Annotated in this window: 20 protein-coding genes, 1 tRNA gene and 1 other RNA gene; 15 read left to right on the plus strand and 7 right to left on the minus strand. The window is 43.5% G+C overall.

Annotation, left to right across the window (positions count from 1 at the left end; all coding sequences use genetic code 11):
- The first annotated feature begins 351 nt into the window (after positions 1 to 351).
- The 4 genes from BZL35_RS00555 to gltX all read left to right on the plus strand — a co-directional run bounded on the left by BZL35_RS00555 (position 352) and on the right by gltX (position 4,646).
- The gene (locus BZL35_RS00555; protein WP_245916303.1) at positions 352 to 624 is read left to right on the plus strand and encodes a FeoA family protein; all 273 of its coding nucleotides are present in this window, start codon (positions 352 to 354) and stop codon (positions 622 to 624) included.
- A gap of 2 nt (positions 625 to 626) precedes the next feature.
- A complete protein-coding gene (gene feoB, locus BZL35_RS00560) occupies positions 627 to 2,474 on the plus strand; it encodes a ferrous iron transporter B (RefSeq protein WP_106181820.1) in 1,848 nt (615 codons plus the stop codon).
- Complete coding sequence (locus BZL35_RS00565) at positions 2,471 to 2,806, plus strand: DUF6587 family protein (RefSeq protein WP_106181823.1); 336 nt, start codon at positions 2,471 to 2,473, stop codon at positions 2,804 to 2,806. The genes feoB and BZL35_RS00565 overlap by 4 nt, the downstream gene beginning before the upstream one ends.
- 436 nt (positions 2,807 to 3,242) lie before the next feature.
- On the plus strand, positions 3,243 to 4,646 hold the full coding sequence (gene gltX / locus BZL35_RS00570; RefSeq protein ID WP_181276522.1) for a glutamate--tRNA ligase: 1,404 nt from the start codon (positions 3,243 to 3,245) through the stop codon (positions 4,644 to 4,646).
- A 114-nt stretch (positions 4,647 to 4,760) separates the two neighbouring features.
- Here the strand turns inward: gltX and BZL35_RS00575 are convergent, their stop codons facing one another.
- Complete coding sequence (locus BZL35_RS00575; protein ID WP_106181826.1) at positions 4,761 to 5,576, minus strand: inositol monophosphatase family protein; 816 nt, start codon at positions 5,574 to 5,576, stop codon at positions 4,761 to 4,763.
- Positions 5,577 to 6,366: 790 nt separating this feature from the next.
- Here BZL35_RS00575 and BZL35_RS00580 point away from each other — a divergent pair.
- Entirely contained in the window at positions 6,367 to 7,122 is a 756-nt protein-coding gene (locus tag BZL35_RS00580) for an RNA methyltransferase (RefSeq protein WP_245916304.1), read from the plus strand.
- Positions 7,123 to 7,458: 336 nt separating this feature from the next.
- Here BZL35_RS00580 and BZL35_RS00585 read toward each other — a convergent pair whose 3' ends face one another.
- From BZL35_RS00585 to BZL35_RS00595, 3 genes are all read right to left on the minus strand, one after another.
- Positions 7,459 to 8,241, minus strand: coding sequence for a UDP-2,3-diacylglucosamine diphosphatase (locus BZL35_RS00585; protein ID WP_245916305.1), 783 nt, complete (start codon positions 8,239 to 8,241; stop codon positions 7,459 to 7,461).
- An 85-nt stretch (positions 8,242 to 8,326) separates the two neighbouring features.
- Positions 8,327 to 8,821 carry a peptidylprolyl isomerase gene (locus BZL35_RS00590; RefSeq protein WP_106181834.1) on the minus strand — a complete coding sequence of 165 codons (495 nt, stop codon included), beginning with the start codon at positions 8,819 to 8,821 and terminating at the stop codon, positions 8,327 to 8,329.
- 212 nt (positions 8,822 to 9,033) lie between these two features.
- Entirely contained in the window at positions 9,034 to 9,675 is a 642-nt protein-coding gene (locus BZL35_RS00595; RefSeq protein ID WP_245916306.1) for a tetratricopeptide repeat protein, read from the minus strand.
- Positions 9,676 to 9,932: 257 nt separating this feature from the next.
- Here BZL35_RS00595 and cysS point away from each other — a divergent pair, with 257 nt between their 5' ends.
- The 7 genes from cysS (at position 9,933) to BZL35_RS00630 (ending at position 18,364) form a co-directional block, all read left to right on the plus strand.
- Complete coding sequence (gene cysS / locus BZL35_RS00600) at positions 9,933 to 11,327, plus strand: cysteine--tRNA ligase (protein ID WP_106181836.1); 1,395 nt, start codon at positions 9,933 to 9,935, stop codon at positions 11,325 to 11,327.
- Positions 11,328 to 11,351: 24 nt separating this feature from the next.
- Entirely contained in the window at positions 11,352 to 12,194 is an 843-nt protein-coding gene (locus tag BZL35_RS00605; RefSeq protein ID WP_181276523.1) for a DNA-3-methyladenine glycosylase family protein, read from the plus strand.
- Positions 12,195 to 12,368: 174 nt separating this feature from the next.
- On the plus strand, positions 12,369 to 13,337 hold the full coding sequence (locus BZL35_RS00610) for an acetyl-CoA carboxylase carboxyltransferase subunit alpha (protein WP_106181838.1): 969 nt from the start codon (positions 12,369 to 12,371) through the stop codon (positions 13,335 to 13,337).
- A 10-nt stretch (positions 13,338 to 13,347) separates the two neighbouring features.
- Positions 13,348 to 14,895 carry a tRNA lysidine(34) synthetase TilS gene (gene tilS / locus BZL35_RS00615; protein ID WP_181276524.1) on the plus strand — a complete coding sequence of 516 codons (1,548 nt, stop codon included), beginning with the start codon at positions 13,348 to 13,350 and terminating at the stop codon, positions 14,893 to 14,895.
- Between the two features lie 124 nt (positions 14,896 to 15,019).
- Positions 15,020 to 16,273: an aspartate kinase gene (locus tag BZL35_RS00620; protein WP_106181845.1), complete on the plus strand. Its 1,254-nt coding sequence runs from the start codon at positions 15,020 to 15,022 to the stop codon at positions 16,271 to 16,273.
- A 129-nt stretch (positions 16,274 to 16,402) separates the two neighbouring features.
- A tRNA-Ser gene (locus BZL35_RS00625) sits at positions 16,403 to 16,496 on the plus strand.
- Positions 16,497 to 17,143: 647 nt separating this feature from the next.
- Positions 17,144 to 18,364, plus strand: coding sequence for an MFS transporter (locus BZL35_RS00630; RefSeq protein WP_146128567.1), 1,221 nt, complete (start codon positions 17,144 to 17,146; stop codon positions 18,362 to 18,364).
- Between the two features lie 25 nt (positions 18,365 to 18,389).
- Here BZL35_RS00630 and fabI read toward each other — a convergent pair whose 3' ends face one another.
- Positions 18,390 to 19,184 (minus strand): enoyl-ACP reductase FabI, encoded by a 795-nt coding sequence (gene fabI / locus BZL35_RS00635; protein ID WP_106181850.1) that lies wholly within the window; start codon positions 19,182 to 19,184, stop codon positions 18,390 to 18,392.
- Between the two features lie 887 nt (positions 19,185 to 20,071).
- Here fabI and BZL35_RS00640 point away from each other — a divergent pair.
- Positions 20,072 to 20,653 (plus strand): C40 family peptidase, encoded by a 582-nt coding sequence (locus BZL35_RS00640; RefSeq protein WP_106182814.1) that lies wholly within the window; start codon positions 20,072 to 20,074, stop codon positions 20,651 to 20,653.
- A gap of 193 nt (positions 20,654 to 20,846) precedes the next feature.
- Here the strand turns inward: BZL35_RS00640 and rho are convergent, their stop codons facing one another.
- Together rho and trxA are read right to left on the minus strand one after the other, a co-directional pair.
- Positions 20,847 to 22,109 (minus strand): transcription termination factor Rho, encoded by a 1,263-nt coding sequence (gene rho / locus BZL35_RS00645; RefSeq protein WP_106181852.1) that lies wholly within the window; start codon positions 22,107 to 22,109, stop codon positions 20,847 to 20,849.
- 145 nt (positions 22,110 to 22,254) lie between these two features.
- On the minus strand, positions 22,255 to 22,581 hold the full coding sequence (gene trxA / locus BZL35_RS00650) for a thioredoxin TrxA (RefSeq protein WP_106181855.1): 327 nt from the start codon (positions 22,579 to 22,581) through the stop codon (positions 22,255 to 22,257).
- A 305-nt stretch (positions 22,582 to 22,886) separates the two neighbouring features.
- On the opposite strand from trxA, the gene ffs reads away from it, so the two are divergent.
- Together ffs and dnaX are read left to right on the plus strand one after the other, a co-directional pair.
- An RNA gene (ffs, locus tag BZL35_RS00655) (signal recognition particle sRNA small type) lies at positions 22,887 to 22,986 on the plus strand.
- 201 nt (positions 22,987 to 23,187) lie between these two features.
- Positions 23,188 to 25,038: a DNA polymerase III subunit gamma/tau gene (gene dnaX / locus BZL35_RS00660; protein ID WP_106181857.1), complete on the plus strand. Its 1,851-nt coding sequence runs from the start codon at positions 23,188 to 23,190 to the stop codon at positions 25,036 to 25,038.
- The last annotated feature ends 22 nt before the right edge of the window (positions 25,039 to 25,060 follow it).

The raw sequence follows: 25,060 nt of genomic DNA on the forward strand, positions 1-25,060 counted from the left end.
TTTGCGATAATTATCCTTAAGATAAGACTTTTACATATTGCTTTTTCAAGCAGTAGCTGGTTTTTGGAGTACAGTACAAAATTTTTTCCAACATTCACTGTAGTAGGATCCATTTCTATCTGTACTCTTGTGTTGCTGATGTAGACATATTTTTAATATTTGACGTTGTTGGCGATCTTTCTGTATTGTCCCTCTAAGGCATACAGATTTCATTGAAGTTTTGATTTTTCCTAAATATCGAGGTGTTCTGAAATAATTTTCCCACATGGCCTCTATACATCTTTACGAGTTGTTTTATTAAAGTGCTATGTCTTTAAGTGATATTTTAAGCCAAAATAATTGGCAATAATTATGCAAGCGACTTTCATTCCAGCTTCACGTCGGGTGCGTCTATCGGAATTGCCAAAGGGTGTTTCTGCAGTCGTTGATGAGGTTTCTGATCTTCATGAAACAGATCTTATTGCGCAGCATCTACGTGTGCTTGGATTTGTTCCAGGCGAGTCAGTACGTATTGTTGCTTTAGGCCCTTGGGGTTCGACTCCTCTTTTGGTTCAAATTGGTTCGACACGCTTTGCGTTACGTCGGACGGAAGCCGATCGTGTTAACGTGATTCAAGACGCATAACGATGAATTCATCTCCTCTAAAAGTAGCCTTAATTGGCAATCCAAATTGCGGTAAAACAGCCCTTTTTAACCAGCTTACTGGTGCACGTCAGAAGGTGGCTAACTATCCTGGTGTGACTGTTGAGCGGAAGGAAGGGCGGTTTACTACTGAGTCGGGGAGAACGATTCGGCTGATTGATTTGCCTGGTAGTTATAGTCTTTATCCTACCAGTCCTGACGAACAGGTGACGTATGATGTTCTGATGGGCGTCTATCCAGGTGAAACTTCTCCTGACTTGATTATTTGCGTCGCTGATGCCACGAACCTGCGCCTTCACTTGCGTTTTGTTTTGGAGGTTAAACGTTTGGGGCGTCCTATGTTGCTTGTTTTAAATATGATGGATGCCGCACAACGACGAGGGATCAAAATCGACATTCCGAAGTTATCATCTAGTCTTGATACTCCTATCGTCGAAACGGTCGCTGTCCGGAAAGATGGCGCTAGGGCGTTGGTTCAATGGCTCGATGGTTATGTGTCCGATACGATGATTGCTCCTGTGCCGGATATTTCCCTTCCAAACGCTGATTTACATGCCGAGGTGCGGAGCTTAATGGTCTCTAGCGTTTCAATGCCAAGTGCTACCGATGTTATTGATGATGCTATTGACCGCTGGGTATTACATCCTCTGTTGGGTTTGTTTATTCTTTCAGCTGTGATGTTTTTTGTATTTCAAGCAGTGTACTTCGTTGGTAAGCCTATGACAGATGCGATAGGTGACGTCTTTAGTTGGCTTGGTACACGAGTTGAGATTTTCTTGCCAGAAGGGCCGATTAGAGGTTTGCTCTCAGATGGTATTCTCGCTGGATTGGGTACTATACTCGGTTTTTTGCCTGAGATTTTGGTGTTGTTTTTATTTATTCTGATCTTAGAGGAGTCTGGGTATTTGCCTCGTGCGGCATTCTTGCTTGACCAGGTTATGCTTTCAGTTGGATTGAGTGGTCGCTCGTTTATCCCGCTTCTTTCAAGTTTCGCTTGTGCGATTCCTGGCATCATGGGGACACGCAGTATTAGCGATTCTCGAGATAGATTAACGACGATTTTAGTGGCGCCATTGATGACTTGTTCTGCACGTTTACCTGTATATGCTTTACTGATTGGTGCTTTCATTCCAACGCGGACGGTACTGGGTATTTTTAATCTTCAGGGGGTTGTTTTATTCATTCTATACCTTGCTGGAATTATTGGAGCTATGACACTTGGGTGGTTTATGAGTCGCTTTCATGCTAACCAGGGCGAGCATGCACTACTCATGGAGTTGCCTGCTTATCGTTTGCCAAAACTGCGTGATTTGAGTATTGGGCTTTGGGAACGTGGTATGATTTTTGTGAAGCGTTTGACAGGGGTAATTCTCGCATTGACGGTAATCATGTGGTGTATCTCGACATTTCCGACTCCGCCAGCGGATGCTACACGACCCGCCATTGAATACAGTATTGCTTCTTACTTAGGTCATGCATTGGAAGTGATTCTGTCACCTTTAGGTTTCAACTGGCAGATCAGCCTTTCGCTTATCCCGACTTTTGCTGCTCGTGAAACTGCGGTAGCAGCATTAGCTACTGTTTATGCTGTCGGTGATGATGGAAATGTTGGGCTTCTTCTTGGGCATACGCTGGCCAACAATATTTCGTTGGCCAGCGCACTTTCGTTGCTGGCTTGGTTTGCTTTTGCTCCACAATGCATGTCAACCCTTGCCGTTATTCGTCGTGAAACTCGATCATGGTGGCCAGTGCTACTTTCGTTTGGGTATATGTTTTTGATGGCTTATTTCGCAGCGTTTATTACGTACTCGATTGCACGAGCACTTACATGAAAGTTTCGCTTTGGCTGCAGTATATTACGATAGTACTTATAGCATTCATAAGTATTCTTTATTTATTTCAAAAAATATTACCCACACTTGCGGGAAAGGTACAGACTGCTATCTCGCTTTGGCTAGATCGACCGGATTATGCAAGGTGGATACGTGTATTAGGTCGCGCTTGTCGACCAGTTGATGTGCCGAAAGTGGCTAAAGATTGCAGTAGTGGATGTGGGACATGTACTGGTTGCGGGATGGCGTCTTCAACAGATTTTATTGCGCAGCCCCGTGTGGTGACTTTTCATCGTTCAGTTGCTAAGCGAGGACGGACTGCCGGCGATTGATTTATTCGTTTACACTAAATCGCTAAATATGATGTTACGATGATTCTGCTCATGATATGAATATAGGTATGCCCCCAATCTCAATGAATGAAAAGAAAGTTGGACTTAGAAAGTTGAAAATAGCAGAAAAATTGTATTTTTCATACGAATCGCATTTATTAAAAAATGAAACCATCTTCAGTGATGGATATGTTTTAAGGATGTCTAAATAAAAAATTCAGCAGAATTGACTTAATTTGTATAGTTGAGCTTCTCAAGTTCTTTGAAAGAGACAGTGTGCTTTAAGGAATACTTGCGAGTAAATTTTCTATCGGATATGTAAGGGGTAATTGGTCCCATTGTTGCTAATATAATTAAAAGTTTCTCTATCCTGTCAGATAGCCTGCCCTTGAGTATGCTGCAGGTTTTTTCGCATGAATGACCGAATTCGTTGATCATGACTAAAGTCCGTACCCGTTTTGCACCGAGTCCAACTGGCTTCATCCATTTAGGCAATATCCGTTCCGCCTTGTACGCTTGGGCTTTTGCTCGCCACTATCAGGGTGATTTCATCTTGCGTATTGAAGATACTGATCTAGAACGTTCAACAAAGGAAGCCGTCGAAGTAATTCTCGAGGGGATGGAGTGGCTTGGTCTTGATTATGATGCAGGACCTTTCTATCAGATGAACCGTATGGATCGCTATCGCGAAGTCCTTAAAAGCCTGATTGATGCAGGACAAGTGTATCCATGCTATATGAGCATAGAGGAGCTTGAGAATTTGCGTGAAAAGCAGCGTGAAAGAGGTGAGAAGCCACGTTATGATCGGCGCTGGCGTCCCGAATTTGGGAAAGTTTTACCAGAGCCGCCTGTGGGAACGAGGCCCGTGCTGCGTTTCAAGAACCCATTGACTGGGTCTGTAGAGTGGGATGATGCCGTGAAGGGTCGTATTCAGATCTCTAATGAAGAACTTGATGATCTTGTGATTGCTAGGCCAGATGGCACGCCGACATATAATTTTTGTGTAGTGGTTGATGACATGGATATGGAAATTACTCATGTGATTCGTGGTGATGATCACGTTAATAATACGCCTCGTCAGATCAACATTTTTCGATCGCTCGGTAAAAAACCGCCAGTATATGTCCATCTACCTACGGTGTTAAATGACCAGGGTGAGAAGATGTCAAAGCGTAACGGTGCGATGAGCGTGATCCAGTACCGGGAGGCAGGTTATTTGCCGGAGGCTGTTGTTAACTATTTGGCGCGTTTAGGGTGGGCCCATGGTGATGCGGAGGTATTTTCACGGGAACAATTCTTAGTGTGGTTTGACTTGGAGCATTTGGGTAAGTCACCCGCGCAACATAATCCCCAAAAATTAGCGTGGTTTAATAATCAGTACTTAAAGAAAGCCGACAATAGTCGTTTGGCTGCACTGGCACAACCTTTTCTTGAGCGTTCCGGGGTTTTAACCGAGAATGGACCTCCATTAACCTGTGTGATCGGGTTATTTAAGGACCGTGCGAGCACGGTGGAAGATATTGCACAAAGAGCAGAGATATTTTATCGTATTCCTGATCTAAAAGAGGAGGATGTGGGGCAATATTTCACCGACGTGGTGTGTATGGCAATGAAGGACCTTATTGCCGTGCTGACCATGTTGCCGGAGTGGCGTCGTGAATTAATCTCGTCGTCTTTTAAGGCAACGTTGTTGGAAAATGGGTTAAAGATGCCACAGCTGGCGATACCTGTCCGTTTGCTAACAATGGGAACTATGCATACGCCGCCGATTGATGTGGTGCTTGAGTTGTTAGGTCGTGATACGGTGTTGTCCCGGTTGGAGAAAATGATGGCTCGTTAAGCGAGATTTGAATTTACAAAAATAAGTCCTGTCTTATACAGGACTTATTTTTGTGTTGTTGTCGTCATTCATTGGTATGGGTTATGCGATGTGTTTGTCGTAAGATTTTTTACCTTAAACTGATGGCTGTTGTTTTTTTAATTGCGAGTAGATACTGAGTACGTTTACCATTTGTGCGAATATCTTAGGATTACCGGCAAGAATTTCACCCTGATGGAGAAAATTGGATTCGCCTGTGAAATTACCTATCAAGCCGCCTGCTTCGCTCACTAGCAGGCTGCCTGCTGCCATATCCCAGGGTTGAAGGCCTTGCTCGAAGAAACCATCCATACGTCCAGCTGCTACATTGGCTAGATCGAGTGCAGCAGCACCCGGGCGACGGATACCTGCACAATTTTGGGTCATCGTTCCGAACATTTTTAAGTAACTTTTAATGTCTTGCTGATCTCGGTAAGGAAAGCCAGTGCCGATAAGGCTATAGGATAGGCGGTCACGGTGAGAAACACGAATACGCCGCTCATTCAGAAAAGCACCCCGGCCGCGCGATGCTGTAAAGAGGTCGTTGCGGGTGGGGTCATAGACGACAGCTTGTATGATTTGGCTTTTATGTGAAAGGGCAATGGAAACACAATAGTAAGGGAGGCCATGGATAAAGTTTGTCGTGCCATCGAGCGGGTCGATAATCCACTGATATTCGGAATCGGAAGATTGCACACTTTCCCCCGATTCTTCGGCGAGGATTGAATGATTTGGATAAGCTTGCAATAAAATTTCGATGATTGCTCCCTCAGCCATTTGATCAATTTCTGTTACGAAATCGTTGTGCTGCTTTTTGCTGACTCGGATTGCATCGATGTCGAGAGAGGCGCGGTTGATGATGGAACCTGCGCGACGGGCGGCTTTCACCGCGATATTAAGCATTGGATGCATGGTTTAATCCTGTAGTCGCTGATGCTGAGGTGCTGAACGTGACTTAACTTTGTGAGTGAAGCAAGAAAAATTGGTGAAGAGTGATATTCTCTAATTTGGTTGTCAGATATTATGGGTCTGGTGACATGCTTTTTGTGGATTGAGTATGCTTACTGGGTTGGTGCTGAGGGCAACTGTATTGTATTGGTGAAAGGCGATTCAACGGATGGGGCAGGTTGTGTTTTGTTGTATTTTTTTGTCATATAGCGATGTGAGGTTTGGATATAGGGTAATGTTATTGGATAAATTGTAAATGTTGAGCGATTTTGAGTGGTTATTTCGCATTGACATAAGACTTCAATGGAGTTCAAGGACGTCGTATTCTGAGTGTAGTTTGGCTGATCAAGCCTCAATGTTGGGATAGCCTGGACTGGTGAGTGTCTGTTGATTCTTTGTGTATTAAGTAATGTGCAGCAGTAATCCAGAGTACTTCTAAAAGAAGCTTTCCCATATAGTAAAGTCATCCATTATCAAAAAAATTTAATACACTTTCGCTTGAGTCATTTGCTTCAGTTTAAGTTGTAGACTATAAATAGATTAAAACCATATAATGGCAAGGCGAAATTCTAGCGTAGATCAGTGGAGTTAGCTATTTCACTTTAATGCTCATTGATTCTTTGATTTACTGATTCTTTCATGCAGAGGTGAATGTTTTTATTAAATTTTTTTACTTTTTTAAAACAAAAAAGCTAGAGTATTCTTCTTTGTTATCTATTAGTCCTTTTTATTCACCGATAGTAAACTTGACATTTTGTCTAACCTGTTGTTCGATCATTTTCGGTTTGTGCTTCATAAAACCAGTCACCCAGGTAATATTGGTGCAGCAGCGCGCGCTATTAAAACTATGGGATTTGGCCGACTTGTGTTGGCGAATCCCAATGGGGGACCTGCTGTACTTAACGATCCAGAAGCTATTGCTTTTGCAAGTGGTGCTGTTGATGTACTCACAACGGCTGTGGTAACCCCTGACCTAGTTACCGCCCTGAATGATGTACATTTTACTATTGCTTTGACAGCACGTACCAGAGAGTATGGGCCACCGTATACATTGCCGAGGGAAAGTGCTGAGTTTGCGGTACAGCAAGCTTCAATGGGAGCCGTTATAGCTTTTATCTTTGGTTGTGAACGCACTGGGTTATTAAATGTGGATGTTGAGCGTTGTAATCTCTTAGTGCATATTCCTACGGGTCCTATGTACAGTTCGCTCAATCTTTCTCAGGCAGTTCAGCTGATTGCTTATGAGGTTGGCCTGGCCTGTGGGAGTGCTCCTGTAACAAAAATATCGTCTCTCTCTCGAAAAATACTTGCGACGCATGATGATGTCGAAGGTATGCTTTTACACTTTGAGAGGGCACTAATTGATCTTGGCTTCCTTGATCCTGTGAATCCCCAAAAGCTCATGACTCGTTTGCGATGTTTGTTCGCCAGAAGCAATCTGGAGCAAGAGGAAGTCAATATTCTGCGCGGGATTTCGAAACATATTCTAGAAAGAAAAATCGTGAAGTGAGTCACATTCTCACTTTAGATAAGGTTTACAGCTATTATTCTCGATATCTTTGGCCACTAGGTTTGGTTTCGATTCGAGGATGTTGTGAATTTTTTTTGGTTTTGTCTCTGGGATATTTTTGATTTGTATTGAGATGAATTCAGATAAAAAGATGTGACATTCCTTGTCCATATGATTGGGCTTTGTTATCCCCTCGAGAAAAACATTATGTGACCATGGTTTTACCCGATATGAGGGATCTGAGGAATTAAGAAAAAATGCATTTCATTCATGGTTTGATCTTTTCTCTCAGAATGTTGACATACCTTTTTGGAATTGGCGCTTGATAACCAGATGTTAATCTGGTAGAGATAAGCTGATAGCTCGTAAACCACACTCGTCCCATTGCAGGTAGCCTCCACGTGGGAGATCGACATCAAATTCCCAATCTGGTAGCACCCAACGGATTTGTTCTCCGTGGATATGACACGCGGGACGATGTGTGTGACCATGAACGAGAATTTTTGCGTCTGCAGCTGATAGCAATGCGCGTGTCTCACCAGAGTCGACATCTGCACAGATTGTGCTGTGTGCTCTCTTGGTAGTGCCATGTTTCCGGAAGCGCTCTGCAATTGCTATGCGCCATTGGAGCGGCATGGCAAGAAAAAAAGCTTGACAGAGAGACGAACGAGCTATTCGTCGATATCTTAGATATCTGGTGTCGTCAAGACATAAGGCATCGCCATGACTGAGTACCAATCGTGTGTTTTGAAACGTCGCAATGCATGGATCGCTCAGCATTGTAACACTAGCCATATGTGCAAAGTATTGTCCTAGTAGGAAATCGCGATTACCAGGCATTACAGCGATAGGTACTCCTGCTCCAGCGAGCTCAGCTAATTTTTTAGTTATACGGCGGGCGAAGATACCAAATGGTTCATTGACAGACATCATGGTCGATATCTTGGATTGTGCTGGACAATCAGCGTTGAGCATATCATCACCAACCCAATATTCGAAAAGATCACCAAGGATAATCAGAGCCGAAGCTTGGCGTGAAGGCCCCTGTAAAAAATCCTCGAATGCACGTACTGTATTTGGAAAAGAAGGGTTGAGGTGGAGGTCAGAAATGATAAGCACGGGGCCGTTGCCCCGAAATCTTAACGAACACTGTTTGATTGATGTGGAAGATACTGACATCACTGTAGATTTTGCTTAAGCGTGCTTATTCAATAATGAGCGCCTTTTCGATGATGACATTCTCAATTGGGACATCTTGATGGAAGTTGCGTGAACCTGTCTGTACAGTCTTAATTTGATCGATAACTGATTGCCCTTCTGTGACCTTACCAAAAACGGCGTATCCCCATCCGCTAGGTGTCGATGAGTGGAAGTTCAAAAAATGATTGTCACTCACATTAATAAAGAATTGCGCCGATGCTGAATGAGGATCGTTAGTTCGTGCCATTGCAATTGTGTATGCGTTATTTTTTAAGCCGTTATTGGCCTCATTTTCGATCGGTGCGTCTGTCTTTTTTTCTTGTAAGTCAGGTGCGAAGCCTCCACCTTGTATCATGAATCCATTAATTACACGATGGAACAACGTGTTCTCGTAGTGGCCTTTCCGCACATAATTCAGAAAATTCTCGACAGTTTTTGGAGCTTTCGATTGTTCGAGTTCAAGGCGAATGATTCCAAAATTCGTATGTAGTTCAACCATAATATTTCCTTTTGAAAATATTGTTAGAGGGGTGAGTATGTTAAGAAATTTACTAATTTTTGATGATAATCGGTGAAGTTTAGGCGCTGTGGTAGAGGCTACAGTGCTTTATTTGTCTTTTTATTGTTGAAATAAAATCACCTTTTCGGTTGAAGAAAAAATGAGAAATTGAATCCAGAACATATTATGTGCGATTTATGTGCGCTTTGGTTTTAATTACATAATTTGCTGGAGCGCAGGAATTTTTTTGGTATTGCTCCAGTATTGTTTGAGGGCTGTTGTTGACCTCTAATCTCTTTTTTCAAAAGCATACGATCGATTTGCTCAGCTTTATTACAGATCGTTGTGCTTGGGAAAATTTGCTGGGCTCGTAGATAGGCTTTATACGCTAGTTTGACATAGACATCGCCCAGATTTTCATAAGCTACCGCAAAATTGGGATGCACCCGAATCGCCGTCTCTAATGCATCGCGCGCTTTATCAAAAGCGCCTTGGTATGCGTATGCTGCTGCAAGGTTATTGTAAGGCTCTGGCAATTCCGGAAAGTCCTGTGTCAATGCAACGAAAACATCGATAGCTTCTTGGTGAAACTTCAGTTCCATCAGTATGAGCCCCCTCGTCAAAAGGACTTGCGCGTCACGTGGATACTTTTTGACGTGTACGTTGGCAGCACGTAGAGCATCGCTGTAATGATGTGCCTTAATATGTTGATTAATTTCTGATTCGCTTTTTTGTTGTGGCGTTTGTAATTTTTGTGTGGAAACCATGTTGTTAAGTACTTGAGCATGGACAGGAATAATGAGAGCACCTGTGATGATAGTGGCTACAATGATGCTTATGATGGCAGTGAACACAAAATTGTATCTTAGGAAATAACAGAGCGAGAAGTTTGAATAAGCCATGATGAATTAAATATTAGGTGTCTGATAAGTCGTCGGAGAAAACTACAGAAATGCTATACTAATTCTAACAAAGCTCATTTGTGTCGTATCCCTTTCGTAATCTCTATGATTCCGAGCCCTTTAGCTCTTTGATATGAGATCAATGTGACGGATTTAGACTCACAGTGCAGCACCTGGCTAGCGCTCGTTGCAAACTAAACATCATTTTTATGAATTTTCTGCGTATCTATAACTCGCTTACGCGAGATAAACAGCTCTTCATACCGAACAACCCGGGTGAGGTACGCATGTATGTCTGCGGCATGACAGTCTATGATTACTGCCACGTTGGCCATGCACGGGTTATGGTAGTGTTCGACATGGTGCAGCGATGGTTGCGCACAGTTGGTTATGATGTCACATACGTCCGTAATATTACTGATGTGGACGACAAAATCATCAAGCGTGCTATCGAGAATAGAGAAACAATTTGTCAATTAACGACGCGATTCATCCAATTCATGCATGAAGATGCAGATGCCTTAGGGGTTCAACGTCCTAATTACGAGCCGCGAGCAACAGATTTTATTCCTCAGATGATTGACATGATCTCTGCCTTGCAGCGCAATGGTTATGCCTATCAAGCGCCTGATGGCGATGTGAACTACGCGGTGCGTAAATTTACTCAATACGGAAGGCTTTCTGGGAAATCTTTGGAAGATTTGCGTGTGGGTGAGCGTCTTGTCGAGAAAACCACAAAGCAAGATTTGCTAGATTTCGTTTTATGGAAAAGTGCTAAGGAAAGCGAGCCAGAAGAATCGAAATGGCCATCGCCTTGGGGTTTGGGTCGGCCGGGTTGGCATATCGAATGTTCTGCCATGAGTTGCCAGCTGCTTGGTAAACACTTTGATATTCATGGTGGGGGAGCTGATTTACAATTTCCGCATCATGAGAATGAAATTGCACAAAGTGAAGGAGTGAGTGGTCATTCATTTGTTAATTATTGGATGCATAACGGTTTTGTACGTATTGATAATGAGAAAATGTCGAAATCACTTGATAATTTTTTTACTGTTCGTGAAGTTCTTAAAAAGTATGATGCAGAAGTCGTTCGTTTTTTTATTTTGCGAGCGCAGTACCGCAGCCCGTTGAATTACAGCGATCTCCATCTTGATGATGCTTCCAGGGCTTTGACTCGCCTTTATACTGCGTTGAAAGATACTTCGGGAGATGGTGATGAGCTGGATTGGGACGAGCCTTACGCACAGCGATTTCATTCAGCGATGAGCGATGATTTTAATACGCCAGTTGCCATTGCTGTTCTGTTCGAATTGGCTCATGAGGTGAACAAGAGGCGTAATCCTATGCTGGTACGTCAACTGATAGGTTTGGGAGGGACGTTGGGCTTGTTGACGCGTGATCCTGGTAATTTTCTAAAATGTGCAGTTGGTGTTAGCATATCAGATACCTTACATATTGATATTGAGGCTCGTATTGAGTTGCGTGCGCAAGCGAAGCGAGCTCGTGATTTTTCTCTTGCCGATCGTATTCGTGACGAATTGTTGGCGGAGGGTATCGTACTCGAAGACCGTCCAGGTGTCGCTACTCAATGGCGACGGGCATGATGATCGTGGGTGAATAAGAAATCCATGGCTACACATAAAACTGATCTATCAAGAACCTCTGTTATAAAGGCTTCCCATCGTCCGAAGATTGATACCACTCTCCTTGATCCTATAGTCGGATCCATGTCTTCTTCCCTTGATATTGTAGAGGTGGTCAACACGAAAGAGGTCGTATCTACTGGCAATGCTGCAACTGCGAAATTTGAAGGTATTAATGGATCCAGCTCTTTGCCTATTACTTCTAATCATGGACGTCCCGAATATTGGGATCAAGCATGCCAAGACTTGATGGCGCGTGATCGGATATTGAAGAAGTTGATCCCGCAATTTGGGGCCATGCATTTGGCAGGGAGGGGAGATTCTTTTGTCGCATTAGCTCGCTCGATTGTGAAGCAGAAAATTTCGATGAAGTTGGCAAAGTCTGTGTGGGAGCGTGTCGAATGCCTCTGTCCAAAACTGACGCCCGCACAGTTCATAACAGTAGGACATGAGGCTTTAGCAGGTTGCGGTTTATCAAAACGTAAAACTGAGTATATGATTGATCTAGCGAGGTATTTTAAATCTGATGCCTTCCACGTGAACGATTGGGATGGGATGGATGACGAAGATATCATCCTAGAGTTGACTTCGATTCGTGGCATCGGTCGTTGGACTGCTGAAATGTTTTTAATGTTCAACTTGTTGCGCCCGAATGTACTTCCACTCGATGATCTAGCCTTAATTAAGGCTATTAGTGTGAATTATTTCAGTGGTGAGCCTGTGACACGTAGCGAAGCGCGTGAAGTTGCGGCGAATTGGGAGCCATGGCGTACTGTGGCAACTTGGTATATGTTGCGTAGCCTCGATCCAATACCAGTTGAGTATTAACTGTACAGCGTTGGTTTGGTGGTGAGATTTTAAACAACCACTGTTTAATTAATCTAAATAGCGTCTGGCAGTTTTGTTGAGGAGGTGGGTACCTTCGAGATATAGTTGGTCTGATAGCTTTTATCAGCATACTGATGGCGATACAATATGCTGCCGAATTTCCTGGGAAACCTGATGAAGAACACCTTTTTGGATTTTGAACAGCCAATCGCCGACTTGGAAGCTAAGATTGAAGAGTTACGTTTCGTGCAGGACGATTCGGCAGTCGATATTTCTGAAGAGATCGATCGCCTATCGAAGAAGAGCCAGCAGCTCACTAAAGATATTTATTCGAAACTGACTCCATGGCAGGTATCTCAAATCGCGCGTCACGCACAGCGTCCCTACACGTTGGATTATGTTCGTGATATTTTTACTGATTTCCACGAGTTGCATGGAGATCGCACATTTGCAGACGATCGAGCTATTGTCGGCGGTATGGCTCGTTTCAACGGGCAAGCTTGTATGGTTATTGGGCATCAAAAGGGGAGAGATACGAAAGAACGTGCACTCCGTAACTTTGGGATGCCTAGGCCAGAAGGTTATCGTAAGGCATTACGTTTGATGAAGTTGGCTGAAAAGTTTCGTCTACCGATTTTTTCTTTCGTTGATACACCAGGTGCTTATCCGGGTATTGATGCAGAAGAGCATGGCCAGTCCGAAGCCATCGGTCGTAATCTGTATGTCATGGCTGAATTGCGAACATTAATCATTACGACGATCATCGGCGAAGGTGGTTCGGGTGGTGCGCTTGCTATTGCAGTGGCTGACACAGTGTTGATGCTACAATTCTCTACCTATTCTGTCATTTCTCCAGAAGGCTGTGCGTCTATTTTGTGGAAGAGTGCCTCAAAGGCACCGGAAGCTGCTGAAGCGTTGAATTTAACTGCACATCGTTTGAAGACACTCGGGTTAATCGATAAAATTATTAATGAACCGCTTGGTGGTGCTCATCGTGATTCTGTTGGAACTGCTGGTATGCTCAAGCGAGCATTATCGGATACTTTGCGTCAATTCCACTGTATGGACAATCATGAGTTACTGAAACGTCGTCATGAGCGCTTGATGAGCTATGGTAAGTTCAAGGAAACGAGCCAAAAATAATACTGCCGGGATGCAGTACTTTCAAAAAACTAATTCCACTAACATTACTAATGGAAGTGCTAATACTGTTAGCAATTCTACCGTCGATAGTGTTATTACCCGGATTCGTGAGGTACTGCGTACTGCTCGGCAATCGCATTTGATGCGTAATCGAAAGATTGCCATTGTGGATCGTCCTTCCAAAAACTTTACCTCTGAACCGTTACGTGTTGCACTCGCCATGAGTGGAGGGCTCGATTCCGTTGTTTTGCTTGATGCACTCGTTTGTTTTGCTGTGATGGATACATTACTTCACATCACGGTTTTTCATATTCATCATGGCCTTGCAGCAGAAGCTGATGATTGGTTGAAGTTTTGTGAGAGGGAAACAGAGATGCGTGATGTGGCTTTTATTGCACGTCGCGTTCAGGTACCACGACGTGGTAAAGTGCTCAAAGCTGACGAGGCTGCTGCTCGTATTGCACGTTACGATGCGCTGGCCGGGTTATGCACTTTGCACAAAGTGGATGTGATTCTTACTGCTCATCACGCTAATGATCAAGCAGAAACTGTGTTATTGCAACTTTTACGTGGTGCTGGTTTGCCTGGTGTGGCCGCTATGCCGGTCATGGGAGTAATACCTGGACAGGATAATAATCCTACGATGCTGCTGCGACCACTACTTGAGTTGCCACGCGAGATATTGCAAGAGTATGCCAGAGAGAAAAAATTACGATGGGTCGAGGACCCATCAAATGAGGATACACACTATTTGCGTAACGGGTTACGGCATGATGTGATGCCGATGCTTCTTCATCATTTTCCAGCATCTCGGGAAACACTCGGTAGGTTTGCTCGTCATGCGGCACAGGCTCAGAGTTTGTTGGAGCAATTGGCAGAAATAGATTGGGAGATGGCCTATTTGGAGGATGGTATGTTACGTCGTAGTGCAATTCTAGGACTTAATGCTGACCGTGTAGCGAATCTCTTGCGTTATTGGGTTAGACGGATCGGCTTGCCGTTACCTTCTGAAGCTCGTTTAGGCGAGTGGGTCAAGCAGGTGCGTGGAGCTGTGTATGGCGCCTCCTTGGAACTGCCGCATAGCTATGGTGTACTGCGTTTATATCGGGATACCCTCCAGTGGGTTCTACGGGATGCCTCGATGAGGATTGAAAGATCTCCTCCTATTGAGCAGATTTTTCGGTGGCAGGGAGAGGTGCGGTGGCATTTACCTGAGTGGCATGGCCATATTCATTTTTTGCTATCTAAAGTGGGCATGCCTGGTGTTCCGGAGGAATTTTTGCGCGAGCAACTCTTGACGGCGCGCGGACGAGTTGGAGGTGAGCGTTGGCGGTCTAACGTTAACGGACATTCGCGTTCGCTTCGACATTGGTTCCAGTCCAAGGGAGTGCCTGTATGGTCTCGACAAGGTCCAATTATTTGGATGAGTGATAAGATCTTTTTTGTGCCATATTTGGGCATCGATGCTTCATGGCTGTCAGAAAAAGGATCGCCTAGCGAGCGTTCTTGGACGATTATGTGGGAAAATGACAGTTCATCTACTTTACCATCCAGTTGACTATACTTGCTGCTTTTTAAAGGATTGTGCAAATCGATAGATGGAATGTTGTTGTGTGACATGGATATATTTTTTGGTGATTTATAAACATTTTTAGACACAATGTGTTAGTAAAAATAATATTATGACTCTGATCGTACACAAATATGGCGGCACGTCGATGGGTTCAGTCGAACGTATCAAAAATGTTGCTAAGCGCGTTGCCAAATGGCATAAAGCGGGTCACCAATTGGTGATAGTGCCATCTGCTATGTCTGGAGAAACCAACCGACTGTTGGGTCTTGCCAAAGAAATTTCATCACACCTAGATTCACGCGAACTTGACGCTATCGCTGCAACTGGCGAACAGGTTAGCGTTGGTCTTTTGGCACTTGCCCTCCGTGAACAGGGCATCGAGGCGGTTAGCTATGCTGGTTGGCAAGTGCCAATTAAAACTGACAGTGCTTTCACGAAAGCACGCATTTCTGAGATTGATGATACGCGTGTGGTTGCTGATCTAGCTGCTGGTCGTGTGGTGGTTATCACCGGTTTTCAGGGAGTTGATCCACATGGCAATGTAACAACACTGGGACGTGGGGGTTCGGATACGTCTGCTGTCGCAGTAGCAGCTGCGTTGAAGGCGGAAGAGTGCTTAATTTATACCGATGTTGATGGTGTATACAGTACTGATCCACGCATTGTCGACGACGCTCGTCGTTTAAGTCAAGTGACGTTTGAAGAGATACTGGAAATGGCAAGCCTTGGCTCGAAGGTCTTGCAAATTCGTTCAGTTGAATTTGCAGGGAAGTATCAAGTTAAGACGCGTGTGTTGTCAAGCTTGACTGACCCGATGATCCCTTTGGACGAAGAAATGCGATCGGGTACATTGATTACTTTTGAGGAAGATGAAAGAATGGAAAAAGCTGTCATTTCAGGTATCGCTTTCCAGCGCGATGAATCTAAAATTACTGTGCGAGGTGTGCCTGACCGCCCTGGTATCGCGTATCAAATTCTGGGGCCGATTGCTGATGCCAATATCGACGTCGATATGATTATTCAGAATCAGAGTATTGATGGCAAGACAACTGATTTTACATTTACAGTACCGCGAGCAGAATATGAGAGAGCTCTGACACTGCTTGAAGCCAATGTTAGGGAACATATCTCTTCTGCCTCAGTCCTTGGAGATCCGAAGGTGTCTAAGGTATCTGTCGTTGGTGTTGGGATGCGTTCGCATGTGGGGATTGCAAGCAAGGCATTTCTTACTTTGTCGGAGGAGGGTATTAACATCCAGATGATTTCAACCTCTGAAATCAGGATTTCGGTCTTGATTGACGAAAAGTATATGGAGCTTGCTGTTCGTGCGTTGCATAAGGCTTTCGAATTGGAAAAAGCATAACCGTCAATAAAATAATGACATATAAAATACACAAAAGTTATATTTTCTTGTTTATTATTTGACCGATTTACTTCAAACCGTTAGTATCACGAGTCCGCTACGATATTCCTTTTGTAGCCTTGCTTTTTGGGAGACGTGGCCGAGAGGTCGAAGGCACTCCCCTGCTAAGGGAGCATCTGGGCAAAAACCTGGATCGAGGGTTCGAATCCCTCCGTCTCCGCCAGAAATGCCGAGAGAAAACTAAAATATTTTGGACTATTTGGTTTTCTCTCGGCATTTTATTGAGATTTTTAAGTCCCTGATTTAATTTTATTAAATTAAACCGATGACACCAGTGTCATCGGTTTCTTGTTTTTGGTTTTTACGTAACTCCGGAAAAAATCTGAGCAGAAATCAGGTGATTCGTTTATATCGGGGGCTACTGCAGATGTTCCTATTTTCCTTTTTTCAAGCATGCACCTAACAGGTGTTTCTTTTTGCGCGTAGGAGGATAATTTTGCAAAGCAAAGGGGTAGCATTGAATCTTATTTGCTTACTGATGATTGTGAAGGTAGCCACGAAAGTAGAATACAGTTTCTATCAGGTATTATCATTTGAGATTATCCAGGACGTTTCATATTCATGATGTGAGGTTTCTGTATGATATATCTGTCTAATCTAATACGTATCGCTTGCTAAATTAAGCTAAGTTTTGCACTGCCGTTAGTTTTCATTACAGTGGTTTGTCAAGTGATGATAAAAATCAGATCGATTTTATTTTTATACAAATAAAAGTACTTCCTAATGTTGTTGGTGGAGGATGTTTTTGATATGTCTATGAGCAATGGATTTATGCTTAGGGCGTGGTGAAATGAAAGGAGTGTGGTTCACGTGACTGTTTCTCGTTTCTACTTTCCTTTATCCTTGGTAGCATTTGAGTTTGCCGTCTATGTTTCTAACGATATGATTATGCCTGGGATGCCACTCGTGATACGCGAGTTTGGGACATCATCCGATATGACGACGTTTGCACTCACGGCAGCGATGCTTGGCAACGCTAGCTTGCAGTGGCTCCTTGGGCCGTTGGCGGATCGTTATGGTCGTCGGCGTGTATTGCTGTCTGGATTGGTTATGTTCATCGTTGCGTGCATCTCAATACATTGGGTACATACTATGCAACAATTCATTGTGTTGCGTTTTTTTCAGGGCATGGGTTGTTGCTTTGTGTTGACGGTAGGCTATCCAACGGTGCATGAGGCTTTCGAAGAAAAAAAAGCTATTAGAGTAATGGCTTTAATGGCTAATGTTTCCTTGCTATCTCCATTATTTGGTCCATTGGCAGGAGCCGCTATAGTGTCCATTTGGCCGTGGCGTAGCATTTTCTGGTTTATTGCGATACTTTCTGTGCTATCACTGCTTGGTTTGTATCGTACGATGCCAGAGTTATCTCGGTTTGATAGAGAAATATTCAATATCGGCACGTTTTTTAAAAGCTATTGGTTGTTATTACGTTCCAGACGTTTTTTGCAAGGAGCGATATTAACGGGCATTTTGGCGACTCCATTGCTGAGCTGGATCGGGCTTGGTCCTATTTTTTTAATTGAAAGGGCTGGGCTTGGACAATGGCAATATGCCTTGTTGCAGATCCCAGTATTTGTAGCCTTGGGCCTTGGCAATCTATTCCTTGCAAAGCAGGTGGGCCATTTATCCAATGAACGCTTTCTGGAGAAAGGTGTATCATTGATATTGATTGGCGCATTTATTTCCTTTATTGGCACCACAATTTTTGACTTTGGTTATATGGCATTACTTTTTGGTATTTCCCTTCATGCACTTGGTATGGGGATGAGCTACGGTATTGTGTACCGCCAATCGTTGTTTGTAGTGGACAGCCAAAATCGCGCGACAATCGCAGGCATGTTGAGCATGATCACAATTGTTGTAGCAGTAGCTATGATCGAGAGCATCAAGGTGGCATACCTTGCCTTTGGTGATGTCTCGCTCGGTATTGCTATAATGATAGCTGCAGTCATTGTTGCAAAATTAGCGACGAACTTTATGAAAGCGCCTACACGAGATGCAGTCGAGGAATCTAAAAATGTTAGTGGGTAGTTCTTTTTAAGAAATAAGGTTTTATTCAGTCGGTGACGGAACTTTGTATACCACCAACAACTGTATTAAAACCACCATCGACATAAGTGATTTCGCCTGTTATGCCAGAAGACAGATCCGATAGTAGGAATGCTGATACATTGCCAACATCTTCAATTGTTACGTTCCGTTGTAGGGGAGCATTTTGTTCGACAAATTCGAGAATCTTGCCGAAACCCTTGATACCTGATGCAGCCAGTGTCTTGATTGGACCGGCAGAGATCCCATTGACACGGATACCGTGAGGGCCGAGAGATGTCGCTAGATAACGTACACTTGCTTCGAGGGAAGCCTTTGCAAGACCCATCGTATTGTAGTTTTGTACGACACGCTCAGCGCCAAGGTAGGTCAATGTGAGCAGTGCAGCGGAATTTGATAATATTGGAAGTGCAGCTTTCGCAAGCGCAGAGAAGCTATAGGCAGAAATGTCGTGAGCGATATGGAAGGCCTCACGTGACAATCCATCAAGGAAATCACCTGCGATGGCTTGACGTGGTGCAAACCCGATAGAGTGAACTATGCCGTCCAGCGAACACCATGTTTTACCAAGTTCTTCGAAACAAGCGGAGATTTGATCATCGATGCTTACGTCGAGTTCTAATATAATTTTACTATTAAATTCTTTTGCCAAATCCGAAACGCGTTCTTTGAAACGTGATCCAACATAAGTGAAAGCCAACTCAGCGCCTTCTCGCTTGCATGCTGTTGCGATACCATACGCTATTGATCGGTTCGACAGTAGGCCAGTAACTAAAATTCGCTTGCCAGTTAGGAAACCCACAGATTCTCCTAAATTAGATACAAAATTTGAGGATGCCAATATGCGAATTGTCTCATAAAGTGATTCAATAGGCGAAAGATATTGATATATTTGATCAGTACTTTTGATATGTCTATCAGCTTTTTCAGAAACTCGGAGTGAGTTTTCGATGAATATTTTTGAACGATCTTTTTAAAAGTGAGTTATATTTTGACGTTGATGGATCTTGATTTCTTCGTATCTGTCATCGGTAGCAACGAATTTTTTGAAATATCTGCTAGAAGTAAAAATGATGTATCGGTGGTGGCTACATTTCCTTGATGGAGCGTATTTCTGTGCTCTTTTTTGCGTACTTTACGTTGGTAGAGAGTTGGTGATCAGCTAGTCATTTTTTGACTCTGTTGTCATGACTTAGGCGCGTTACACAGTATCAAGCATGTGACTTTTTTAGACATTATCTGACATAAGCTAATTTCCTTTTTCGAAAGTTTTTCTGATCTGAGCTTTTAAAGATAGTTCAATGTGCATCATCCCCAAATCATCAACTTTTTTATTCATCGTATTTCAAGATATATGGTAACTCTGAAAATGCAGTATATGCTATGGACTTAGCGCTCCTCATGTAATCAGAAATATTTTAATTTTTCATTTTATTAATTGTTATTTTTTATTGCATATGTATATTTAATAGAAAACACGTTATTATTGGTAATAATTTATTTTTTACCAATTTACTTGGTTTATCAACGAATTAGCATTTTAAGCGATCGCTAGAACGCATCCCCATGCAGGCAAACCTTTTACGCAACAGAAGACAATTTTTATCTATGTTTATTGCTGCGGGCCTGTTTAGTGGTTCGATGTCTGTTTACTCACTTGATGATCCTTATAATACTAGCCCATCGGCAATGGCGAGGGTTTCGACTACTCTTAAGCCGCCGCAATCAACTGTTTTCCACCCTGTTGCTCATTCAGTGTTAGCGAGTACTGGAAGTAGCGTACTTGTTGAATCGCGTGTACAACAGGCACAAAAACTCCTTTCTAATGTTAGCGATAAGGCGAGTGATGTTGTGCTTAATGCACTCCAATTCATTGGTGTTCGTTACAGCTATGGGGGGAATACACCAGAAAGTGGATTGGATTGTAGCGGTTTTGTTCGTTATGTATTTCAAAATGCAGCTAGCATGATGTTGCCACGTCGCTCCGAAGAGATGAGTCGTGTTGGTAAGCGCGTTGCTAGAAATGAGCTGAAGCCTGGAGATCTTGTATTTTTTAATACGATGCGGCGTAGCTTTTCACATGTAGGAATTTACATTGGTGGCGATAAGTTCGTGCATTCTCCATCAACAGGTGGAAAGATTCGTGTGGAAAATATTAGTCAGTCGTATTGGATGTCGCGTTACAATGGTGCTCGTCGTGTTGAATCACTTGCCAGTAATTGTGAGTTAACTCGTGTTGAGACACTATTTAAGAACGAGTGTCCTATGTAATATAATGGACTGGCAATTTCATTGATTGTTTGTGTAACCGTAGAAATGGAAAGATACAACCCTAGTAGGCTATGGAAGAGATGAGAAGTTTTCCAATCTCTTCCATAGCCAGTTTCACTTTTGCCATTCTACAGCTACTAGATTCTAATCAAAAAAAGCTAAAAATCTGGCATTACAATGCAAGGCATGTTAATTAACTACCACGTCGCATTAGGTCAAAGAACTCTGCATTGTTCTTAGTCTGCTTCATTTTATCAAGAAGAAACTCCATGGCTTCGGCTTCATCCATATCATAAATGAGTTTTCGCAGCACCCAGACTTTTTGCAGTATTTCTTGTTTAATGAGGAGTTCTTCACGTCGTGTGCCTGATTTATTTAAGTTGATGGATGGATAAACGCGTTTCTCAGCAAGCCTACGTTCCAAGTGCACTTCCATGTTTCCTGTGCCTTTAAATTCTTCGTAAATAACGTCGTCCATGCGGCTGCCGGTCTCGATCATTGCTGTTGCAATGATCGTTAGTGAGCCTCCTTCTTCCACGTTACGCGCAGCTCCGAAGAAGCGCTTTGGACGCTGTAATGCGTTTGCATCTACTCCCCCGGTCAAGACTTTGCCAGAAGCTGGGATAACAGTATTATAGGCACGCGCGAGACGTGTAATGGAGTCCAGTAAGATAACCACGTCTTCTTTCATTTCGATCAGACGTTTGGCTTTCTCGATGACCATTTCCGCAACTTGTACGTGACGTGTGGCGGGCTCGTCGAAGGTGGAAGCGATTACTTCTCCTTTAACTGAACGCTGCATTTCTGTTACTTCTTCAGGACGTTCGTCGATTAGAAGCACGAATAGTCTCGCATCGCTATGATTGGCAGTGATCGCATGTGCAATGTGTTGCAGCATCACAGTTTTGCCTGATTTCGGTGAGGCGACTAGCAAGCCGCGTTGTCCCTTGCCGATTGGTGCGATCATATCGATGATACGGCCTGTCACATTTTCTTCACCCCTAATCTCTCGCTCAAGCAGAAGTGGATTATTTGGATGTAGTGGAGTGAGGTTCTCGAACATGATCTTGTGTTTCGAGGCTTCAGGTGGTTGGTGGTTGATCTTATCTACCTTAACAAGTGCAAAGTAGCGCTCGCCATCTTTCGGAGTACGTACTTCTCCTTCGATTGTGTCGCCGGTATGCAAATTGAAGCGGCGGATTTGAGATGGGCTGATATAGATATCATCCGTACTAGCTAGGTATGAGGTTTCTGGAGAGCGTAGGAAGCCAAATCCATCAGGCAGGACTTCAAGTGTTCCATCACCAAAGATCGTTTCGCCAGTTCGTGCGCGTTTTTTTAGGATGGCAAACATTAGTTCTTGCTTGCGCATACGGTTGGCATTCTCGATTTCGAGACTATTCGCCATTTCCAGCAGTTGGGAGACATGCTGAGATTTTAGTTCGGATAAGTGCATACGGAGACGTCGTCTCAGGATGACGACAAGTGATAAATCAGGGGAAAAGTGAGGGAACGCTCGAAGAACTCTTAGAAACTTCTGTCAAATTATAGGGCATGCAGTGTTATATACAAGCATCACATTATGTACAGCATAGTAATTTTTAGAGATTACTGTCTAGAAAGGTGGTTAATTGAGCCTTCGACAAGGCACCAACCTTTTGCGCAGCAATCACCCCGTTTTTGAAAAGAATTAGTGTTGGAATACCACGAATCCCAAAATTGGTTGGTGTTACTTGGTTATCGTCAACGTTAAGCTTAGCGACTTGTAGCTTTTCATTGTATTCCGATGCGATTTCTTCGAGGATTGGTGCAATCGCCTTACATGGACCACACCAGGCGGCCCAAAAATCCAGCAACACTGGTTTTTCGGACTTCAGAACGTCCTGTTCGAAGGATTCGTCAGTAATATGTTTGATTTTTTCTTTCATCGATAAGTTATTACATCTGGCTATTCAAAAATGGATTAGCTGAACTCTAACCAATAGAGATGGCTCCCCCGGTAGATAAAACGATGAATCTACTAGATAGATGGAGTCTACTACAAAAACTTCAAGCGGAGCTGATAGAAAAGCTAATGAAGTTGTTGTATGTTAACGGAATTCTTAGTTGGATGTGTAATAAACATAGCTTTGTGGAAAGTGACAGGTTTGTGGTCAATTTTTAAAGAGTCACGTTCACGCAGTTAACGTCACTATCGATTTGCCGAAATAAAATTATGCTATAATGAAAAATGGACGGGTCTCCTTCGCATGGAGTGAGCGGTCAATCTGGTCAGATCGGGAACGAAGCAGCCATAGCCGTTTCTGTCAGTGCCGAGGGTCGGGCTCGTCCTCTTCTTCGGGTCGGGCGTCGAATAATCTCATTTTTTCGCCAACCCTATCAATGCATACCACAGTTTCTATGTGCCACGTACTCTCTTTATGTTTCAGAGATTTTGTTTGGCCTGATTGTGGCTACATATATTTCAGTAAAATCCGGTAATGAGTGTGTACTTTCCCCTCAGATGTACATCTGACGAGCTGTTATAATTCACCATGACTTATCAAGTACTCGCGCGAAAATGGCGCCCTAAAGGCTTCTCGACGTTAGTTGGACAGGAGCATGTTGTACGTGCACTTACTAATGCTCTTGAGCAGAAACGCTTACATCATGCATATCTTTTTACTGGGACACGTGGTGTCGGCAAGACTACGTTATCTCGGATTCTTGCAAAAGCAATCAACTGCGAAAGTGGTATAACAGCTGTGCCCTGTGGTGTTTGTCATTCTTGTTCTGCGATTGATGAAGGGCGATTTGTCGATTACGTGGAGATGGATGCAGCCTCGAATCGAGGCGTTGATGAAATGACGTCCTTACTGGAAAAGGCGATTTATGCACCTGCCGATGCTCGGTTCAAAGTTTATATGATCGACGAAGTGCATATGCTCAGCGGGCATGCTTTTAACGCCATGCTTAAAACGCTTGAAGAGCCTCCCACACACGTAAAATTTATTCTAGCCACAACAGACCCACAGAAAATCCCAGTTACAGTTTTGTCACGATGCCTTCAATTTAATCTGAAGCAGATGCCAGCTGGTCAAATTGTATCGCGTCTCGCACATATTTTGAGTCAAGAAGAGATTAAAAATGAGCCGAAAGCTTTGCGTTTGCTCGCCAAGGCAGCGAGTGGGAGTATGCGTGATGCATTGTCTTTGACTGATCAAGCCATTACTTATGCTGATGGGACATTATCTGAGTCTGTGGTGCGTGACATGCTTGGCGCCATTGATCAGCACGTACTTGTACGTTTGCTGGATGCGTTGAAGGATAATAAACATGGTCAATTACTAACTTTAGTCGATGAGATGGCTGAGAATAGTTTCTCATTTTCTGTTGGCCTTCAGGATCTTTGCAGTCTGCTATATAAAATTGCGCTTGTGCAGTACGCACCCGATGTTCTCTTCGATGATTGGGTGGAGATAGAAGATATTCGCCGTTTGGCAACGGCATTTTCTGCAGAGACAGTGCAGCTCTATTATCAAATTGCCACGCGAGCTCGAGGTGATCTTTTGCTTGCCCCAGATGAATATACTGGTTTTTCAATGGCATTGCTACGTATGGCCGCTTTTACCCCTTTACTTTTTTCTGGGACACTAGCGCACACCCCTTTATCATCGCAAATGTCAGAGTCGAATGTTTCCGCAAAAACATCATTTTCTTCATCAAGTTCAGATGACACGTATGCAGTGCGACATACACCAAGAGAATCGCTTACGACGAGAGATGCTGTTGCATCGACGACGGGGACATCGACGTCACTGACGAAAGAAGCCAAGCACACTTTTGCAGCAAGTTCCACTTTAGCAAACAGAAAGATGCCAATACTGCAACAGCGTTCGAGATTGCAGAATGAATATGAAGATGGCTATAACTGTAAATCTTCAAGTAGCAGCACTGATGCAGAGCATTTGCTTGCTTCTTCCAGTACTTCTGTTCTTGGGCTCAACCATGGTCGAGGCAACGTACCACTAACCTTGATCGATGAATGGCCCGCATTGGCGGAAAAATTACCTATGCGTGGTTTAGCAAAACAGCTTGCTTGTCAGAGCGAATTGATCGAAGTCTCAGGAGAGATGTTGAGGCTGCGTGTTCCCTTGAAGCAGCTGACGGATGCATCTACTGTTGATAAACTAAGACAAGTTTTGATTCAATATTTCAATTCTCCGGTCGAGCTTCATGTCGAAATAGGTGCCACTAACAATACAGCAGCTGCGATTGCTACAAGGCAGGTAGTACTACGTCAGCATGTTGCTGAGCAGTCAATTGCGAATGATCCTATGGTGAGCTCACTTATAGATGATTTTGGTGCAAAAATCCTTCCTGGAACGATTCGTCCAATAGAATAATTCAGTGAGCTTACACGATTAT

Source organism: Candidatus Pandoraea novymonadis, assembly GCF_003004665.1.
Lineage (GTDB): Bacteria > Pseudomonadota > Gammaproteobacteria > Burkholderiales > Burkholderiaceae > Pandoraea > Pandoraea novymonadis.

Excerpts from the sequence above, each read along its gene's own strand:
- gltX (WP_181276522.1), top strand. The coding sequence starts at position 3,243 with ATGACTAAAGTCCGTACCCGTTTTGCACCGAGTCCAACTGGCTTCATC.
- BZL35_RS00555 (WP_245916303.1), top strand. The coding sequence starts at position 352 with ATGCAAGCGACTTTCATTCCAGCTTCACGTCGGGTGCGTCTATCGGAA.
- BZL35_RS00610 (WP_106181838.1), top strand. The coding sequence starts at position 12,369 with ATGAAGAACACCTTTTTGGATTTTGAACAGCCAATCGCCGACTTGGAA.
- feoB (WP_106181820.1), top strand. The coding sequence starts at position 627 with ATGAATTCATCTCCTCTAAAAGTAGCCTTAATTGGCAATCCAAATTGC.
- BZL35_RS00640 (WP_106182814.1), top strand. The coding sequence starts at position 20,072 with ATGGCGAGGGTTTCGACTACTCTTAAGCCGCCGCAATCAACTGTTTTC.
- BZL35_RS00605 (WP_181276523.1), top strand. The coding sequence starts at position 11,352 with ATGGCTACACATAAAACTGATCTATCAAGAACCTCTGTTATAAAGGCT.
- BZL35_RS00620 (WP_106181845.1), top strand. The coding sequence starts at position 15,020 with ATGACTCTGATCGTACACAAATATGGCGGCACGTCGATGGGTTCAGTC.
- rho (WP_106181852.1), bottom strand. The coding sequence starts at position 22,109 with ATGCACTTATCCGAACTAAAATCTCAGCATGTCTCCCAACTGCTGGAA.
- trxA (WP_106181855.1), bottom strand. The coding sequence starts at position 22,581 with ATGAAAGAAAAAATCAAACATATTACTGACGAATCCTTCGAACAGGAC.
- dnaX (WP_106181857.1), top strand. The coding sequence starts at position 23,188 with ATGACTTATCAAGTACTCGCGCGAAAATGGCGCCCTAAAGGCTTCTCG.
- BZL35_RS00590 (WP_106181834.1), bottom strand. The coding sequence starts at position 8,821 with ATGGTTGAACTACATACGAATTTTGGAATCATTCGCCTTGAACTCGAA.
- BZL35_RS00575 (WP_106181826.1), bottom strand. The coding sequence starts at position 5,576 with ATGCATCCAATGCTTAATATCGCGGTGAAAGCCGCCCGTCGCGCAGGT.
- cysS (WP_106181836.1), top strand. The coding sequence starts at position 9,933 with ATGAATTTTCTGCGTATCTATAACTCGCTTACGCGAGATAAACAGCTC.
- BZL35_RS00565 (WP_106181823.1), top strand. The coding sequence starts at position 2,471 with ATGAAAGTTTCGCTTTGGCTGCAGTATATTACGATAGTACTTATAGCA.
- tilS (WP_181276524.1), top strand. The coding sequence starts at position 13,348 with ATGCAGTACTTTCAAAAAACTAATTCCACTAACATTACTAATGGAAGT.